Raw genomic sequence first — 16,212 nt, 5'->3', positions numbered from 1 at the left:
GCAGCCGCCAGCCCCGACAGCAGCAGCACAGGCGCCAGGCTGGTACCCAGCCCCGTGGCCACCCACGCCACCCGGCGGCGCTGACGCCGCCAGGCCTGCCACAGGCCACCGCGCGGACCGGCGGCCACCGACAGAAAATACACCAGCCCGGCGAGCAGAATGATGGCCGGGGAGGCGGCCACATCGAAGTGGTATGACAGCACCAGCCCCGCCCAGGACGCCAGTGCCCCCAGGATGGCGGCGAGCACCATCTGGCCCCCCACCGAGTGCACCCAGAAGCGCGCAGCCGTGGCCGGCAGCATCATGATCCCCACCACCATCAAGGTGCCGAGCACCTGAAAGCCAGCCACGAGGTTGAGTACCAGCAGCAGCAGGAATGCCATGTGCGCCCAGGCCCCGGCACGCCCGCCTTCGGCCCGCAGAAAGTCCGGATCCAGGCATTCGAGCACCAGCACGCGGTACAGGGCAGCCAGGGCCAGCAGGGTCAGGCTGCTGACAGCCGTGACCAGCAACAGGGCGGCATCGCCCAGGCCCAGAACAGTGCCGAACAAGACGTGCATGAGATCGGCACTGGTGCCCTTGAGCGAGACCAGGAGAACCCCGAGCCCCAGGGAAACGAGATAGAAGGCTGCGAAACTGGCATCTTCACGCAGCGGTGTGATGCGCGACACCAGCCCCGCCAGCACCGCCACGACCACCCCGGTGATGAGGCCACCGAGGGTCATGGCCGCCAGGGAAAAGCCGGCTGTCAGGAAACCCACGGCCACCCCCGGCAAGATGGCGTGCGCCATGGCATCGCCCATCAGGCTCAGGCGTCGCAGCACCAGCACCACGCCCAGCGGACCCGCGGCCAGCGAAAGCGCCCAGGAACCGACCAGGGCGCGACGCATGAAGCCAAAATCGAAGAAAGGCTGCACCAGTACGTGCCACAGCGTACTCATGCCGCCTCTCCTGCACACAGATGGCGCGCCAGATGCAGATGCGCCGGGGTGAGCACCTCGGACGTCGGCCCCCAGGCCACCTGCTGGCGCGCAAGCAGCAGGCTGTGTGGAAAATGGGCGCGCACCATATCCAGATCATGCAGCACCACGATCAAGGTGCGCCCTTGCGCGTGCCATTGCTGCAGCAGCGCCAGCAGATCCTCGGTCGTGGCCCGATCCACTGCGGCAAAGGGCTCGTCGAGCACGATGACCCGGGCATCGCGCACGATGAGCCGCGCAAACAGGGCGCGCTGCAGTTGGCCGCCCGACAGGGTAGCGATGGGCTGGCGCCCCAGGCCCGCCAGCCCCACGGCCTGCAATGCGGCTTCGACGGCCTCATGATCAGCCTGCGACAGGCCACGCCAGGGCCCCAGGTGACGCCAGGCGCCCAGCGCCACCAGATCGAACGTGCGCATCGGCACCGTGCGATCCAGCGTGCCACGCTGCGGCAGGCAGGCCAGCTGGCCGCGCACGCCCTCATGCAGCAGGATCTGCCCCCGTACGGGGGCCAGACGCCCGGCGAGTGCATCGACCAGCGTGGACTTGCCGGCCCCATTGGGCCCCACGATGGCCGTCAGGGACCCCTGGTTGAACACGCCGTCCAGATCGCGCACGATCACCCGCCCCTGGCGGGCCAGCCAGACCCGCTTCAACGTAATCGCTGGCAATGCGGCCGTGACTGGTAGCGCGCCTGTGGCTGGCAGCGCCTTCTTGACCGGCAATGCCTCTTTGACTGGCAATGCGTCTTTGGCTGGCTGCGCGCCTATGGCTGGCTGAGCCTCTGCGATCGAGGCACCCATACCCGCGGCATCGCTGGCCGGCGAGGCCGGCGGCGTGGCCACTGCGTGCTGGCCGAGCCTCATTGCAGCGCCCAGAAGGTCAGCCACCACAGCACCACCACCACCCCGCCGGCAGCGGCCATGCGGCTGGCTGCCGAGGCCAGCAGTGCCGAACTCCGTATCCGACGGGTAGAAACCAGAAATGCCATGCGGGTGCACCTGAATCGTGAAGAAAGAAGCAGAATGTTATGTTATAACATAACCATCATGTCCCAATCTGCCGATACCCTGGGCAAACGTGCCATCGCCCGCCAACTGTCCCACGCCGAGCAGCTCTGTGCACAGCGTGGAACGCGCTTGACCCCATTGCGCCGCCAGGTGCTCGAAGCCCTGCTGCACCATCCGGGCAGCCTCAAGGCCTACGAACTGCTTGCCTTGCTGCAGGATTCACAGCCGGGTGCGGCCCCGCCCACGGTCTACCGTGCCCTCGATTTCCTGACCGCTCAGGGCCTCATCCATCGTCTCGATGCCATCAACGCCTGGAGCGCCTGTACAGACGCGGGTGGCGAGCGCCACGACCTGCTGCTGGTGTGTACCCGCTGCGGGCGGGTGGCCGAACTGAATGACCCGGCATTGGGCGCGCAACTGGCCCGCTGCATTGCGCGTGCCGGCTTTGCCCTGGCAGACGACGAGTCCGAACTCCCTGAAGTACGGGCGCTTTGTGGTACTTGCGCGACACGGCCCGGCGTCTGAAACCCGTTCCCGGCAAGCCGCAGCGGACCATCAGAGCGCCAGCCCAGGGGCTGTGCGCATACCGGCCGGTTCGCCCGACGGGCGTATGTGCCGGGCCCGAACGGACCTGGACCAAGCACAAGTTTGCCCAATCCTTACTATCATGATGTAATGGCGTGTTCACCCTTGCCACTTGACAAAAATGAATTCTGCCTTATCGGAGCCCATGATCCCCGTCACGGTTCTGACCGGTTTCCTCGGGGCGGGCAAAACCACCTTGCTGCGCCGCATTCTGTCCGAATTCCACGGGCAGCGCATTGCGGTGATCGAAAACGAGTTCGGTGAAGAGAACATCGACAACGATCTGCTCGTGCAGGACAGTGAAGAACAGATCATCGAACTGAGCAACGGCTGCGTGTGCTGTACGGTGCGCGGCGATCTGGTGCGCACGCTGGGCGATCTGGCCGAACGCCGCGCCCGGGGCGAGCTGGCGTTTGACCGGGTCATCATTGAAACCACCGGCATGGCCAATCCGGGCCCGGTCTGCCAGACCTTCTTCATGGATGACGAGATCGCCGAAACATTCCGGCTCGATGCCGTGATCACCGTGGTCGATGCCTGCCATGGCATGGCCACGCTCGATCGCCAGGAAGAAGCCCAGCGCCAGGTGGGCTTTGCCGACCGCATCCTGGTCTCCAAAAAGGATCTGGTCAACGAGGCCGATTATCAGGCATTGCGCAAGCGCCTGATGCACATCAATCCGCGCGCCACCATCGCGCCCGCGCACTTCGGCGAAACCGACCTGAACGTGCTGCTCGATGTCAGCGGCTTCAACCTGGATGCCATCCTCGACATCGACCCCGAATTCCTGGCCGAACAGGCCCACGATCATGACGCCCATCATGACCACGAACACGGCCACGATCACGAAATCGACGAAGAGGGTCACGAGTGCGGCCCGGGCTGCCACCACGACCACCATGGCCACCATCACGCGCACCACGACGACATCGGTGCATTCGTGTTTCGCTCCGAACGGCCCTTCGACCCGGAACGGCTCGAGGATTTCCTGAGCGGCGTGGTCCAGATCTACGGCACCGACCTGCTGCGCTACAAAGGCATCCTGTACATCAAGGGCATCCAGCGGCGCATGCTGTTCCAGGGGGTGCACATGATGTTCGGCGCCGAACCGGGCAAGCCCTGGACAACCCGTGAAACACCGAATACCCGCATGGTCTTCATCGGCCGTACACTGCCCAGGGACATCTTCACACAGGGGCTGGAACAATGTCTGGCCTGAACGCTGCCTCGGCACCGCCCCGCAATCCGATGCGCAGGCAGCCAGACACCCAGACACAATGACAAAGGATCACGACATGGCTAGCAAATCCAGTGCACACACTCCGGTCCGGCTGCTGACCGAAAAGGAACTGTTGGCAATGCCCGAGAAGGACTACATGAACGACGCCCAGCTGGCATTCTTCCGCGAACGCCTGCGCGAACTCGAGCACGAAATCCTCACCAATGCCGGCGCCACCACCGAAAACCTGCGCGAAACGCAGTACGTCCCCGACCCGGCCGACCGGGCCACCATCGAAGAAGAGCACGCACTCGAACTGCGCACCCGCGACCGCGAGCGCAAGCTGCTCAAGAAGGTGCAGCAATCCATCGCGCGCATCGATACGGGTGAATACGGCTGGTGCGAAGAAACCGGCGAACCCATCGGTCTGGCCCGTCTGCTCGCGCGCCCCACCGCCACGCTCTCGCTCGAAGCCCAGGAACGGCGCGAAATGCGCCAGAAACTGTACGGTGACTGACCCGGTGTGCAGCAGGCCTCGCCGTTCAGCGCAGAAAAGAACAACCGATGCGCGATAGGGCCATGACCCCCGATGCCCTGCCGGCTCCAGGCCGGGCACGCGGGCACAGTGCCGCCCGCAGGCCTTGAAATAACCACATTCGCCCCCATGTAGCTCTACCCCAGCCAAGAGAGCACCATGGAATCCTTTCACGCCACCACCATTCTTTGTGTCCGTCGCGGTCAGCAGGTGGCCCTGGGTGGCGATGGCCAGGTTACCCTGGGCAACATCGTCATCAAGGCCACGGCCCGCAAGATTCGCCGCCTGTACCACGACCGCGTACTGGCGGGCTTTGCAGGCGCCACGGCCGACGCCTTCACCCTCCAGGAACGCTTCGAGGCCAAGCTCGAAAAGCACCAGGGCCACCTCATGCGGGCCGCGGTCGAGCTCACGCGCGACTGGCGCACCGACCGCGTCCTGCGCCGCCTCGAGGCCATGCTGATCGTGGCCGATGCCGAACACACCCTCATCCTCACTGGCAATGGCGACGTGCTCGAGCCCGAACATGGCATCGCCGCCATCGGCTCCGGTGGCGCCTACGCGCAATCGGCCGCCCGCGCCCTGCTGCAGGCCACCGATCTCGAGCCGGCCGAGGTGGTCGCCCGCTCGCTCGAAATCGCCGGCGAACTCTGCATCTACACCAACCAGAATCACATCATCGAAACGCTGTAAACCCTCATGTCAGACGTCAATACCCCCATGACCCCCCGCGAGATCGTCTCCGAGCTCGACAAGCACATCGTCGGCCAGGAGCGCGCCAAGCGCTCGGTTGCGGTGGCCCTGCGCAACCGCTGGCGCCGCCAGCAGGTCGCCGAGCCGCTGCGCCATGAGATCGTGCCGAAGAACATCCTCATGATCGGCCCCACGGGGGTGGGCAAGACTGAAATCGCCCGCCGCCTGGCGCGGCTTGCCAATGCCCCGTTCATCAAGATCGAAGCCACCAAATTCACCGAAGTGGGTTACGTGGGGCGCGACGTGGACACCATCGTGCGCGATCTGGTCGAAGTCGCCGCCAAGCAGATCCGCGAAACCGAGACCCGGCGTGTGCGCACCCAGGCCGAAGACGCGGCCGAAGACCGCATCCTCGATGCCCTGCTGCCACCGCCGCGCAACGCCCGCGGCGAACCCGAGCGCGAAGAAACCAATACCCGGCAGATCTTTCGCAAGCGCCTGCGCGAAGGCCAGCTGGACGACACCCAGATCGAGATCGACATCGCCCAGGCGCCCGCCCGCATGGAAATCATGGCGCCACCCGGCATGGAAGAAATGACCGAGCAGTTGCGCGGCATGTTCGCCGGTCTGGCCCAGGGCAAGACCAAATCGCGCAAACTGTCGGTGCGCGAGGCCTTCCGCCTGCTGGTGGATGAAGAAGCCGCCCGGCGCATCAATGAAGACGATCTGCGTGGCCACGCGGTCACCCTGGTCGAGCAGCACGGCATCGTCTTTCTGGATGAAATCGACAAGATCGCCGCGCGTCAGGAGCAGGGCGGTGCCGATGTCTCGCGCCAGGGCGTGCAGCGCGACCTGCTGCCGCTGGTCGAAGGCACCACGGTCAGCACCAAGTACGGCATGGTCAAGACCGACCATATCCTGTTCATCGCCTCGGGGGCCTTCCACCTGTCGCGCCCGTCAGACCTGATCCCCGAACTGCAGGGCCGCTTCCCCATCCGGGTCGAGCTCGATTCGCTCACCACCGAAGACTTCGTGCGCATCCTGAACGAAACCGACGCCTCGCTGGTCAAGCAATATGTCGCCCTTCTGGGCACCGAAGACGTCACACTCGAATTCACCGATGAAGGTATTCACCGCCTGGCCGAACTGGCCTGGCAGGTGAACGAGCGCACCGAGAACATCGGCGCGCGCCGCCTGTATACGGTGATGGAAAAACTGCTCGAAGACCTGTCGTTCGAAGCGGCCAACCCGGGATCCGACACGGTACGCATCGATGCCGCCTACGTGAACGACAAGCTGTCGGAAGCCGCTGCCAGCCAGGACCTGGCCCGCTACGTGCTGTAGCCCGCCACAGCCGTGGGCTGCGCTGGCGCCGTTGTGGCTGGGTGGCTGCAGCTGGATGACAGCGGCTGGGCGGCTGCGGCAGCCGCCATGAGGCGGCCATCCATGAGGCGGCCATGCATGGCCCGCGGGTTCACTTGCCCAGTTGCACGATGCGGTACTGCTTGTCGTTGCGCTCGGCCGTGAACTTGACCGTATCGCCCGCCGACACCCCGGCCAGCAGGGCGGGGTCGATCTGATAGACCAGCGTCATGGCCGGCAGCTCGAGTGCGGCGATTGCACCGTGCTGGATGGCGATCTTGCCCTTGGCTACATCGACCCGCACCACCTTGCCGCTGGCCTGTGCCTGCACGGGCTGGGCCACCACCACCTGCGCCGCCAGACCCGTGGCGGCCAGCAGGGCCACGGCCCCCGCCGAAAGCGTGCTTGGGTTCATGCGCTACACTCCCTTGAATTTTCAGCAACTGGATCAGCATACCGCGAAACGCGCGCATTGCGCCGCACCCATGCCTGAGCCCTCCGCCACCAGAGACCACTGCGCCAAAACCGCCGTGCCAGAGACCACTGCACCAAAAACCGCCATGCCAGAGAACGCGGCACCCGACACCCCCGCAGCCACGCGCCCGCACGGTGGCGTGTCCGGCTACACCCTGCGCCGCGCCACCCCGGCCGATCTGCCTGCGGTGCACCGCCTGATGCACGAAATGGCCACATTCGAACAACTGCTCGACACCTTCCGGGCCACGCCCGCAAGCCTCGCGCGCAGCTTCTTCGGCCCCGAGCCTGCCGCGCACTGCCTGGTCATCACGCCGGACGACCAGCCTGGGCAACTGGTGGCCTATGTCATGTGGTTCCACAATTATTCCAGCTTCCTCGATCGGCGCGGGCTGTATCTGGAAGACGTGTATATCACGCCCGGGCATCGTGGCCGGGGCCTGGGCGGCTGGGTGCTTCGGCACCTCGCCGCCCAGGCACTGGAGCTCGGTTGCGGGCGCTTCGAATGGGTGGTGCTCGACTGGAACCAGAATGCAATCGACTTCTATCGCCACCATGGCGCCGAAGTCCTGCCAGACTGGCGCATCGTGCGCGTCACGGGGGACGCGCTGCGGCGCCTTGCCAGCCCCGCGTCCGGGGATGCGGCGCCACATTGAGGCTGGGCCGCACATCAGTCGTACGAGCGTCGATCCTCGATCAGCCGCCCGTCTTCGGGCAGGCCGCCCGGCGCCGTGAAATGCACCTCGCCGCGCAGCTTGGTGACTTCACGCATCGCGTCGGCAATCCGGCCCTGCAAGCCATCCGGGTCAGCCCCCACCTCGACCTGCAGAATCATCTCATCGCTGCTCATGCGGCCGTCGACGACCAGCCTGGCCTTGTGGATCTCGGGAAAGCGCCCGACGATCTCTGCCACCTGACTGGGATAGACAAACATGCCCCGGATCTTGGTCGCCTGATCGGTGCGCCCGAGCCAGCCCCGGATGCGCTTGTTGGTGCGCCCTGTGGCGCATTGGCCCGGCAGTACGGCCGACAGATCACCCGTGCCGAAGCGGATCAGCGGGTAATCCGGGTTCAGGTTGGTGACCACCAGTTCACCCATCTCGCCATCCGGCACCGGGGTGCCCGTGCCCGGGTGGACAATCTCGACGATCAGGTCTTCATCCAGCACCAGGCCCTCGCGCGCCGATGTCTCATACGCGATCAGGCCGACATCGGCCGTGCCATAGCACTGAAAGCCCTGGATACCCTGCGTGATCAGCCAGTCTCGCAGGCTGGGTGGAAACGCCTCGGCCGACAGAAGCGCCTTGGCCAGGCTCGGAATGCGCACCCCAAGCGCCTGGGCCCGCTCGACGATCAGCCTGAGAAAGCTGGGCGTACCCACATAGCCCGCCGGACACAGATCGGCGATGGCGCGCACCTGCTGTTCGGTTTGCCCCGTGCCCGCGGCAAACACGGTACACCCCAGCGCATGCGCTGCGGCTTCCATCATGGCGCCCGCCGGGACGAAGTGATAGCTGAACGCATTGTGCACGAGCTCGCCACGCCGAAAGCCGGCCGCGTACAGGGCGCGCCCCATGCGCCAGTAATCCCGGCCCTTGCCCTGAAGCTCGTAGATGGGCCCCGGGCTGGCGAACACACGCGGCAGGTCGGGCCCGTAGACCAGGGCACTGAAGCCGCCGAACAAGCCGCTTGCGCCATTGCCCTGCCGGTGGCTGCCCTGAAGTTCGCGCAGATCATGCTTGCGCGTCACCGGCAGTTGCTCGAGCGCCTGGCGGTCGCGCACCTGCGCGGCGTCCACGCCCGCCAGAATGGCCGAGAACATGGGGGACCTGGCCTGCGCATGGGCAATCTGCCGCTGCAGTGCTGCCATGAGGGCCATTTCGCGTTCTTGCGCGGTGCGCGTCTCGCGCTCGTCGTAGTATGGGCTGCTCATCATCGTTTCACGCCAACCAGCGCTTGCGCCGTTTGTAGCTTTTGACATCCCTGAGGCTGGTGCGCTCGGCGTCACCGACCCCAAGATAGAATTCCTTCACATCTTCATTGTTGCGCAGATCGGACGCCAGCCCATCGAGCACGATGCGCCCGTTTTCCATGATGTAGCCGTAGTCGGCGTACTTGAGGGCCATGTTGGTGTTCTGCTCGGCCAGCAGGAAAGTGACCTGTTCGCGCTGGTTCAGATCATGCACGATATTGAAGACCTCTTCAACGATCTGGGGCGCCAGGCCCATGGAAGGCTCATCGAGCAGCACCAGCCGCGGATCGGACATCAGGGCGCGCCCGATGGCGCACATCTGCTGCTCCCCACCCGAGGTGTACGCTGCCTGCGAATGGCGCCGTTCCTTGAGACGCGGGAAATAGGCATAGACCTTGTCCAGGTTGTGCATGGTATCCGCCTTGCGTTTCAGGGTGTAGGCCCCGGTCAGCAGGTTTTCCTCTATGGTCAGGTGCGCAAAGCAATGGCGCCCTTCCATGACCTGTATGACCCCGCGCTTGACCAGATCGGCGGGCGTCAGCCGTTCGATGTGCTCGCCGCGCAGGGTGATGGAGCCTTTCGTGACCTCGCCGCGTTCGGCCCCCAGCAGGTTCGATATGGCGCGCAGCACCGTGGTCTTGCCCGCGCCATTGCCGCCCAGCAGGGCCACGATGCGCCCTTCGGACACGCGCAGCGAGACGCCCTTGAGCACCAGGATGACCCGGTTGTAGATCACCTCGATGCCATTGACATCGAGGATGACATCAGTATCAGTCATTGACGACGTTCCATCGTTGTTCATGAAGGGCCGGGCTGCAGACGGTCAGCGGTCTGCATCGGCCGCCCGGCCACGAGGGCCGGGCGGCCAGCCCGACAGCCCGTTACGGCTGGCAATCGGCCTGCGTGCGACGCGTCAGCTTCTTTTCGGCTGCATACTTGTCGGCCGAAGCCTTGACCATGGGCTGCAGGACATCCAGATCGGCCTGCAGCCAGTCTGAACTCAGCTCCCACGTTTCGCCATTCCAGGTATAGGCCCGGGCCGCCGAGGGCCCCATGTGATCGGCGCAGCTGGTCTGGACCGGGCGCATGATGTCATCGAGACCCAGTTCGACCAGCCTGGCTTCGTCCAGATCCATGTTTTCATAGCCCCAGCGTGCCTGCTCGCTGGTCATCACCTGGCCCTTGCCGTACTGCTCCTGGGCCCGCCGCACGCCCTCGACCGCGAACATGGCATTCATCAGCCCACGCATGTACAGGGCCTCACCCACTTCTTCCTCGGGGCCGCTGCCCTGGCCATTGGCATGCAGCGTGCTGCGCACCTCTTTGGCGATCTTCGAGTCGGCACCCGGGCCCGGCAGCAGCAGCACGGCGCTGTAGCCTTCGGCCCCATCGACACCCTTCACGTCCGATTCGGAGCCCGAGGGCCAGACGCCCACGATCTTGGTGGCCGGAAAGCCCGTGGCCTGAGCCTCTTTGAGCGCGGTGCTGTTCATGATGCCCCAGCCCCAGAGCAGGACATAGTCGGGGCGGTTCTGGCGGATCTGCAGCCAGGCGGATTTCTGATCCACACCCGGATGGGTGACCGCGATCGTATCCAGATTGAAGCCATGCATTTCAGCCCGCTTGCGCAGGACCGGAATCGCTTCCTTGCCGTATGGGCTGTCGTGGTAGAGCAGCGTGATCTTCTTGCCCTTGAGCTTGTCGAGCCCGCCTTCACGGCTGGCCACATACTGCAACTGGGCATCCGCAGAAGCCCAGTGCGTCCCGGCCAATGGGAAACTCCACTTGAAGACCTCGCCATCGGCGCTCTCGCTCAGACCATAGCCCGGCGTGAGAATGGGGATCCGGTCTTCAGGGCCCTTCTCGGTCAACGCGAAGGTAATGCCCGTCGACATCGTCTGGAATACGGTCGCCCCCCCGTTGGCATCCTTCATGCGCTCGTAGCATTCCACGCCACGGTCAGTGGCGTAGCCGGTCTCGCACTCTTCCCAGAGCACCTTGACGCCGTTGATGCCGCCCTTGGCATTGACCAGCTTGAAATAATCCACGAACCCGTTGGCCCAGGGCGTGCCACTGGGTGCATAGGGTCCGGTGCGAAACGTCAGCAGCGGAAAATACTGCGCCTCGTCCTGTGCCATGGCGCTTGTCGTGATCATCGTACTGCCGACCACGCCAATCAGGACGCCCATCAAGAACTTGTTGAACTTCATCATTGTCTCCCGTATGTAAATGCGATCATCCTGTCAGTGCGCCCCGGATCAGTCGCCTGTCCGGGCCCGCCTGCGGGTTGAACTCCTTGCACTGCCAACTGCACTGCGCCACTGCGCCCCCCGCGATTCAATGCGGAAAGGGCCAGATTCTCAACTTCTGCCTGCCGATGGACCACAGCCGTGCCAGACCATGCGGCTCGACGATCAGAAACCACACCGTCAGCCCGCCGAAGACCATGAGTTCGGTATGCGCCAGGCCTGCGGTGGACATCCGGATGCCGAATGGATCCAGCAACAGCGGCATGAGCTGGGTCAGGGCAATCGGCAGCACGATCACGAAGGCCGCACCGAAGAACCCGCCCATGATCGAACCCATGCCGCCGATGATCACCATGAACAGCAGACGAATCGACATGTCGACTGAAAAGGCCGCGGGCTCCCAGGCACTCAGGTGGATGAACCCCCAAAGTGCCCCGCTCACGCCGATGATGAACGAACTGACCGCAAACGCGCTCAGTTTGGCGTAGGTCGGACGGATGCCGATCACCACAGCCGCCACATCCATGTCGCGTATGGCCATCCATTCGCGGCCCAGCGCGCCGCGCACCAGATTCTTCGACAGCAGGGCGATCAGGCAGACCATGGCCAGGGCAAACCAATACTTGGCCCAGGTGCTGCTCAGGGGCAGGCCAAAGACCTCAAGCCCCGAGACCGACACACCCCCGGTCGTCGAATAATTGGTCAGCCAGGCCACCCTGAGGAAAATCCAGTCGCTGAAGAACTGGGCCGCCAGCGTGGTCACGGCCAGATACAGCCCCTTGACCCGCAAGCTGGGCAGGCCGAAGAGGATGCCGAAGAAGGTCGCGCACAGCCCCCCCAGTATCAGCGCCAGCAGCAGCGGAATGCCCGGAAAATGCACCATGACGTTGTAGGTGCCATAGGCACCCACGGCCATGAAGGCCCCCGAACCCAGCGAAATCTGGCCGCAATAGCCCACCAGGATGTTGATGCCGATGGCCGCCATCGACATGATCAGGAACGGGATGATGATGGCGCGCAGCAGGTAGTCGCTGGCCAGCATGGGCACGGCCGCGAAAGCCAGCACCACAAGGACGAGGATGACCACGCGATCCTGGGTGACCGGGAAGATCTGCTGATCTGCCTGGTAGCTGCTCTTGTACTGCCCGTTTTCTCTGTAGAACATATGGCTACACTCAACCGATGTAATGCGCGCGAACGACGCCGGATTGCTGCCGCAACGGCCTGAAGGGTGTCATATCCGGTCGATGATCTTCTCGCCGAACAGCCCCTGCGGCCTGAACAGCAGGAACACCAGCGCCAGCACGTAGGCGAACCAGATTTCGATCCCGCTGCCTATGATGGGCCCCAGATAGACCTCGGACATCTTCTCGCCGACCCCGATGATCAGCCCGCCGACAATGGCCCCCGGAATCGACGTCAGCCCGCCCAGGATGACCACCGGCAGGGCCCGCAGCGCGATGGTGCCCAGCGAGAACTGCACCCCCAGCTTGCTGCCCCAGATCATGCCGGTGACCGTGGCCACGACGCCCGCCACACACCACACGATGACCCACATGCGATTGAGCGGAATGCCCACCGACTGCGCCGCCATGTGGTCGTCGGCAACGGCGCGCAGGGCCCGGCCCGACGTCGTTTTCTGGAAGAACAGGGCCAGCAGCGTGACCAGTACGGCGGCGATGACCGCTGCGATCAGGTCTTCCTGGTTGACCATGATCCCGCCCTCGAAGGTCGAGTTGAACAGGAACAGCGGATCCTTGGGCATCCCGATACGGATCTTGTAGACGCTGCTGCCGAAGATGGACTGCCCCATGCCTTCGAGGAAAGACGCGATGCCCAGCGTGGCCAGCAGCAGGGTCGCGCCATCCTGATTGACCAGATAGCGCAGCACCAGCCGCTCGATCAGCCAGGCCAGCACGAACATCATGGCCATGGCCAGGCCAAAGGCCAGTACGTTGGCCAGCACCTTGCTCTGCAGGCCGAGGAACTGGGGGATCCATTCGGCAAAGCGCGCCATGGCCAGGGCCGCCAGCAGCACCATGGCCCCCTGGGCAAAGTTGAAGACGCCCGATGCCTTGAAAATCAGCACGAACCCCAGCCCGACCAGTGCATACAGCATGCCGGCCATCAGACCACCGATCAGTATTTCTATGAAGAATGCCATGTGTGTCGTTCCATCAGGCGCAGGCCAGCAAGGCGCGCGGCGCGCGGGAGGATGAATGGAGGCTCATTGCGATGACCCGAGATAGGCATCGATGACCTCCTGGTTGCTGCGCACCTCTGCGGGCGCCCCGTCACCGATTTTCTTGCCATAATCGAGCACCACGACCCGATCTGAAATGTCCATGACGATGCTCATGTCGTGCTCGATCAGCACCATGGTGGTGCCGAACTCGTCGTTCACGTCCAGAATGAAGCGGCTCATGTCATGCTTTTCTTCGATGCTCATGCCGGCCATGGGCTCATCGAGCAACACCATCTGCGGCTCCATTGCCAGGGCACGCCCCAGGTCCACCCGCTTCTGCAGCCCGTAGGGCAGCTGGCCCACCGGCGTCTTGCGATACGACTGGATCTCGAGAAAATCGATGATTTCCTCGACGAAACGGCGGTGCCGCACTTCTTCGCGGCTGGCGGGCCCGAGCCAGACTGCCTGCTGGAAAAGATTCGAACGGACTTTCAGGTTGCGCCCTGTCATGATGTTGTCGATGACGCTCATCCCCTTGAACAGCGCAAGGTTCTGGAATGTGCGCGCAATGCCCATGGCCGCGATCTGCCGGCTGCTGCGACGCGTGAATTCCTGGCCGCGAAACAGAATGGAGCCCTGCTGGGGCGCGTAAATGCCGTTGATGCAATTGAGCAGCGAGCTCTTGCCCGCCCCGTTGGGTCCGATGATGGAACGGATCTCATGCTTGCGCACATCGAACGAGATGTCCGTCAGCGCCTTGACGCCACCAAAGCTCAGACTGATGTGGCTGACATCCAGAATGACATCCCCGATCGGCCTAGACATGGCGGGCTCCATTGGCGTCTGATGACGCCGGATCGACGGTGCGCGCATCCCGGATGCTCAATGTGGCACGGATCCGGGTGCTGCGCCCATCTTCGAAATGAATGGTGGTCTCGATGTCCTGTTGCTCCAGGCCGCCATAGAGCGCATCGACCAGCGGGCGGTATTTTTCCTCGATGTGCTTGCGCCGCACCTTGTTGGTGCGCGTGAGCTCGCCATCGTCGGCATCGAGCTCCTTGTGCAGCACGAGGAAGCGGTGGATCTGCGAACCCGACAGCCGGGCATCCCGGCTCAGCTGCTGATTGACCTTTTCGACGCAATCCTGCATGAGCTCATAGACCTCGACCTTCTGGGCCAGGTCGGTATAGCCGGTGTAGGGCAGGCCACGGCGCTCGGCCCAGTTGCCCACCGCCTCGTAATCGATGTTGAGCATGACGCAGACCCGTTCACGGCCGTGCCCATAGGCCACCGCCTCCTTGATCTGCGGATAGAACTTGAGCATGTTCTCGATGTACTTGGGGGCGAACATGGCGCCGTCGTTGGCTCCCCCCGAGAGGCGGCCCACGTCCTTGACCCGGTCGATGATGTGCAGCCGCCCGGCGTCATCGAGATAGCCGGCGTCACTGGTGTGGTACCAGCCATCCTCGCCCAGCACCTCGGCCGTGGCGGCCGGCTCTTTGTAGTATTCCTTGAACATGCCCGGAGAGCGCACCAGGATTTCGCCATTGTCCGCCACCTTGAGCTCGACCCCCTTGACTGGCACGCCCACGCTTTCGACATCCACGTCATGATCCGGCTGAAGGCACACGAACACGGCCGCTTCAGTCATGCCATACAACTGCTTCAGGTTGATCCCGATCGAGCGGTAGAACGTGAACAGATCGGGGCCGATCGCCTCGCCCGCCGTATAGGCGATCCGGATCCGGCTGAAGCCCAGGCTGTTGCGCAGGGGCCCGTAGACCAGCAGGTCGCCCAGGCCGTACATCAGCCGTTCCAGCGGGTTGACCGACTGCCCATTCATGCGCCTGGGCCCCACGCGACGGGCCAGGCGCATGCAGGCGGCAAACAGCGTGCGCTTCACCCAGCCGGCGTCTTCCATGCGGATCAGAATGCTGGTCAGGCGGGCCTCGAACACCCGCGGCGGCGCAAAGAAATAGGTCGGGCCGATCTCCTTGAGATCGATATCCACCGTGCTGGCAGCCTCGGGGCAGCTGACCACATAGCCACACAACAGCCACTGCGCGTAGCTGAAGATGATCTGGCCGATCCAGGCCGGCGGCAGATAGGCCAGCACCTCTTCCCCGGATGTCAGGCCATCGAAGTCGGCACCGGCCTGCGCACTGCTGATCAGGCTGAAATAAGTGTGCACGACCCCTTTGGGCGTGCCCGTGGTGCCCGATGTGAAGAACATCGACGCCACATCGCCGGGCTGGGTGGCCTCGATCTCGCCCTCGATGAACCCTGGGTGCCCCGCCAGAAACGCCTGGCCGGCCTCGAGCAGCACATCGGATGAGGCCAGGCCCGGCTCGCTGTAATTGCGCAGGCCTCGCGGCTCGTCATAGTAGATGGCCTGCAGTGTGGGACATTGCTCGCGGATCTGCAGCAATTTGTCGACCTGCTCCTGGTCTTCGACCAGGGCAAAGCGCATGCCGGCATTGTTGATGGGAAAGGCGTATTCGGCGGCCACGCTGTCTTCGTACATGGGCACCGGGATGGCACCCAGCGCCTGAATGGCCAACAGGGCGCCGTAGAGACGGATCCGGTTGCTGCCGATCACCGCCACGTGCTCACCACGCCGCAGCCCGGCCTCATGCAGCCCACAGGCCATGTGGGACATGAATTCGGATAGCTCGTGCCAGTTCATTGTCTGCCAGATGCCATAGCGTTTTTCGCGGATGGCAACGACATCCGGACGCTGTCTGGCCTGCTGCAGCAAAAGCCTGGGAAATGTGCTGGACACTGTCACACCCTCGATGACGGGCGGGCCCGATGTCGATTGAACAGGATCATTGCGCAGTCTCCGTGCCGCTCCAGTTGCCGACGGGCGTGTTCTTGATGTAGACGGTGCCGGTCAGCGTGGAAATCAGCACCGGCGCGCCGCCATCGCGCCCGTGGCGCATGACCTCGAT

The 16,212-nt window shown here is 64.2% G+C and carries 16 protein-coding genes and 1 pseudogene; 6 read left to right on the top strand and 11 right to left on the bottom strand.

Features of this window, described 5'->3' with window-relative positions; genetic code table 11:
* Nucleotides 1–74 precede the first annotated feature (74 nt).
* The 3 genes and pseudogenes from WCY17_RS09760 to WCY17_RS09750 all read right to left on the bottom strand — a co-directional run.
* Nucleotides 75–941, bottom strand: a pseudogene (locus tag WCY17_RS09760) (metal ABC transporter permease); the annotation flags it as partial.
* Nucleotides 938–1,648: a metal ABC transporter ATP-binding protein gene (locus tag WCY17_RS09755; RefSeq protein ID WP_372702031.1), complete on the bottom strand. Its 711-nt coding sequence runs from the start codon at nt 1,646–1,648 to the stop codon at nt 938–940. The gene WCY17_RS09755 and the pseudogene WCY17_RS09760, both read right to left, overlap by 4 nt.
* Before the next feature lie 191 nt (nt 1,649–1,839).
* Nucleotides 1,840–1,968: a hypothetical protein gene (locus WCY17_RS09750; RefSeq protein ID WP_372701989.1), complete on the bottom strand. Its 129-nt coding sequence runs from the start codon at nt 1,966–1,968 to the stop codon at nt 1,840–1,842.
* Nucleotides 1,969–2,026: 58 nt separating this feature from the next.
* Between WCY17_RS09750 and WCY17_RS09745 the strand changes: the two genes are divergently transcribed.
* The 5 genes from WCY17_RS09745 to hslU all read left to right on the top strand — a co-directional run bounded on the left by WCY17_RS09745 (nt 2,027) and on the right by hslU (nt 6,363).
* Nucleotides 2,027–2,512, top strand: coding sequence for a transcriptional repressor (locus tag WCY17_RS09745; protein ID WP_372701988.1), 486 nt, complete (start codon nt 2,027–2,029; stop codon nt 2,510–2,512).
* Between the two features lie 181 nt (nt 2,513–2,693).
* Nucleotides 2,694–3,791: a GTP-binding protein gene (locus WCY17_RS09740; RefSeq protein WP_372701987.1), complete on the top strand. Its 1,098-nt coding sequence runs from the start codon at nt 2,694–2,696 to the stop codon at nt 3,789–3,791.
* A gap of 76 nt (nt 3,792–3,867) precedes the next feature.
* Nucleotides 3,868–4,308 (top strand): RNA polymerase-binding protein DksA, encoded by a 441-nt coding sequence (dksA, locus tag WCY17_RS09735; protein ID WP_372701986.1) that lies wholly within the window; start codon nt 3,868–3,870, stop codon nt 4,306–4,308.
* A 177-nt stretch (nt 4,309–4,485) separates the two neighbouring features.
* Nucleotides 4,486–5,019 carry an ATP-dependent protease subunit HslV gene (gene hslV / locus WCY17_RS09730; protein WP_372701985.1) on the top strand — a complete coding sequence of 178 codons (534 nt, stop codon included), beginning with the start codon at nt 4,486–4,488 and terminating at the stop codon, nt 5,017–5,019.
* A 27-nt stretch (nt 5,020–5,046) separates the two neighbouring features.
* Nucleotides 5,047–6,363 carry an ATP-dependent protease ATPase subunit HslU gene (gene hslU, locus WCY17_RS09725; RefSeq protein WP_372702030.1) on the top strand — a complete coding sequence of 439 codons (1,317 nt, stop codon included), beginning with the start codon at nt 5,047–5,049 and terminating at the stop codon, nt 6,361–6,363.
* A gap of 130 nt (nt 6,364–6,493) precedes the next feature.
* Here the strand turns inward: hslU and WCY17_RS09720 are convergent, their stop codons facing one another.
* Complete coding sequence (locus WCY17_RS09720) at nt 6,494–6,796, bottom strand: copper-binding protein (RefSeq protein WP_372701984.1); 303 nt, start codon at nt 6,794–6,796, stop codon at nt 6,494–6,496.
* Nucleotides 6,797–7,055: 259 nt separating this feature from the next.
* Between WCY17_RS09720 and WCY17_RS09715 the strand changes: the two genes are divergently transcribed.
* Nucleotides 7,056–7,511: an N-acetyltransferase family protein gene (locus WCY17_RS09715; RefSeq protein ID WP_372702029.1), complete on the top strand. Its 456-nt coding sequence runs from the start codon at nt 7,056–7,058 to the stop codon at nt 7,509–7,511.
* 14 nt (nt 7,512–7,525) lie between these two features.
* On the opposite strand, the gene WCY17_RS09710 is transcribed toward WCY17_RS09715, so the two are convergent.
* From WCY17_RS09710 to WCY17_RS09680, 7 genes are all read right to left on the bottom strand, one after another.
* Nucleotides 7,526–8,791 carry a phenylacetate--CoA ligase family protein gene (locus tag WCY17_RS09710; protein ID WP_372701983.1) on the bottom strand — a complete coding sequence of 422 codons (1,266 nt, stop codon included), beginning with the start codon at nt 8,789–8,791 and terminating at the stop codon, nt 7,526–7,528.
* A gap of 4 nt (nt 8,792–8,795) precedes the next feature.
* Complete coding sequence (locus tag WCY17_RS09705) at nt 8,796–9,605, bottom strand: ABC transporter ATP-binding protein (protein ID WP_372701982.1); 810 nt, start codon at nt 9,603–9,605, stop codon at nt 8,796–8,798.
* A gap of 103 nt (nt 9,606–9,708) precedes the next feature.
* On the bottom strand, nt 9,709–11,037 hold the full coding sequence (locus tag WCY17_RS09700; protein WP_372701981.1) for an ABC transporter substrate-binding protein: 1,329 nt from the start codon (nt 11,035–11,037) through the stop codon (nt 9,709–9,711).
* 127 nt (nt 11,038–11,164) lie between these two features.
* The gene (locus tag WCY17_RS09695) at nt 11,165–12,241 is read right to left on the bottom strand and encodes a branched-chain amino acid ABC transporter permease (protein WP_372701980.1); all 1,077 of its coding nucleotides are present in this window, start codon (nt 12,239–12,241) and stop codon (nt 11,165–11,167) included.
* Between the two features lie 69 nt (nt 12,242–12,310).
* Entirely contained in the window at nt 12,311–13,240 is a 930-nt protein-coding gene (locus WCY17_RS09690) for a branched-chain amino acid ABC transporter permease (protein WP_372701979.1), read from the bottom strand.
* Between the two features lie 63 nt (nt 13,241–13,303).
* Nucleotides 13,304–14,086, bottom strand: coding sequence for an ABC transporter ATP-binding protein (locus WCY17_RS09685; RefSeq protein ID WP_372701978.1), 783 nt, complete (start codon nt 14,084–14,086; stop codon nt 13,304–13,306).
* Nucleotides 14,079–16,043: a long-chain fatty acid--CoA ligase gene (locus tag WCY17_RS09680; RefSeq protein WP_372701977.1), complete on the bottom strand. Its 1,965-nt coding sequence runs from the start codon at nt 16,041–16,043 to the stop codon at nt 14,079–14,081. Before WCY17_RS09680 ends, WCY17_RS09685 begins: the two co-directional genes overlap by 8 nt.
* Nucleotides 16,044–16,212: the final 169 nt, after the last annotated feature.

The organism is Castellaniella sp. (assembly GCF_041677825.1).
Lineage (GTDB): Bacteria > Pseudomonadota > Gammaproteobacteria > Burkholderiales > Burkholderiaceae_B > Castellaniella.
This window is presented reverse-complemented; position numbering and strand designations above follow the sequence as displayed.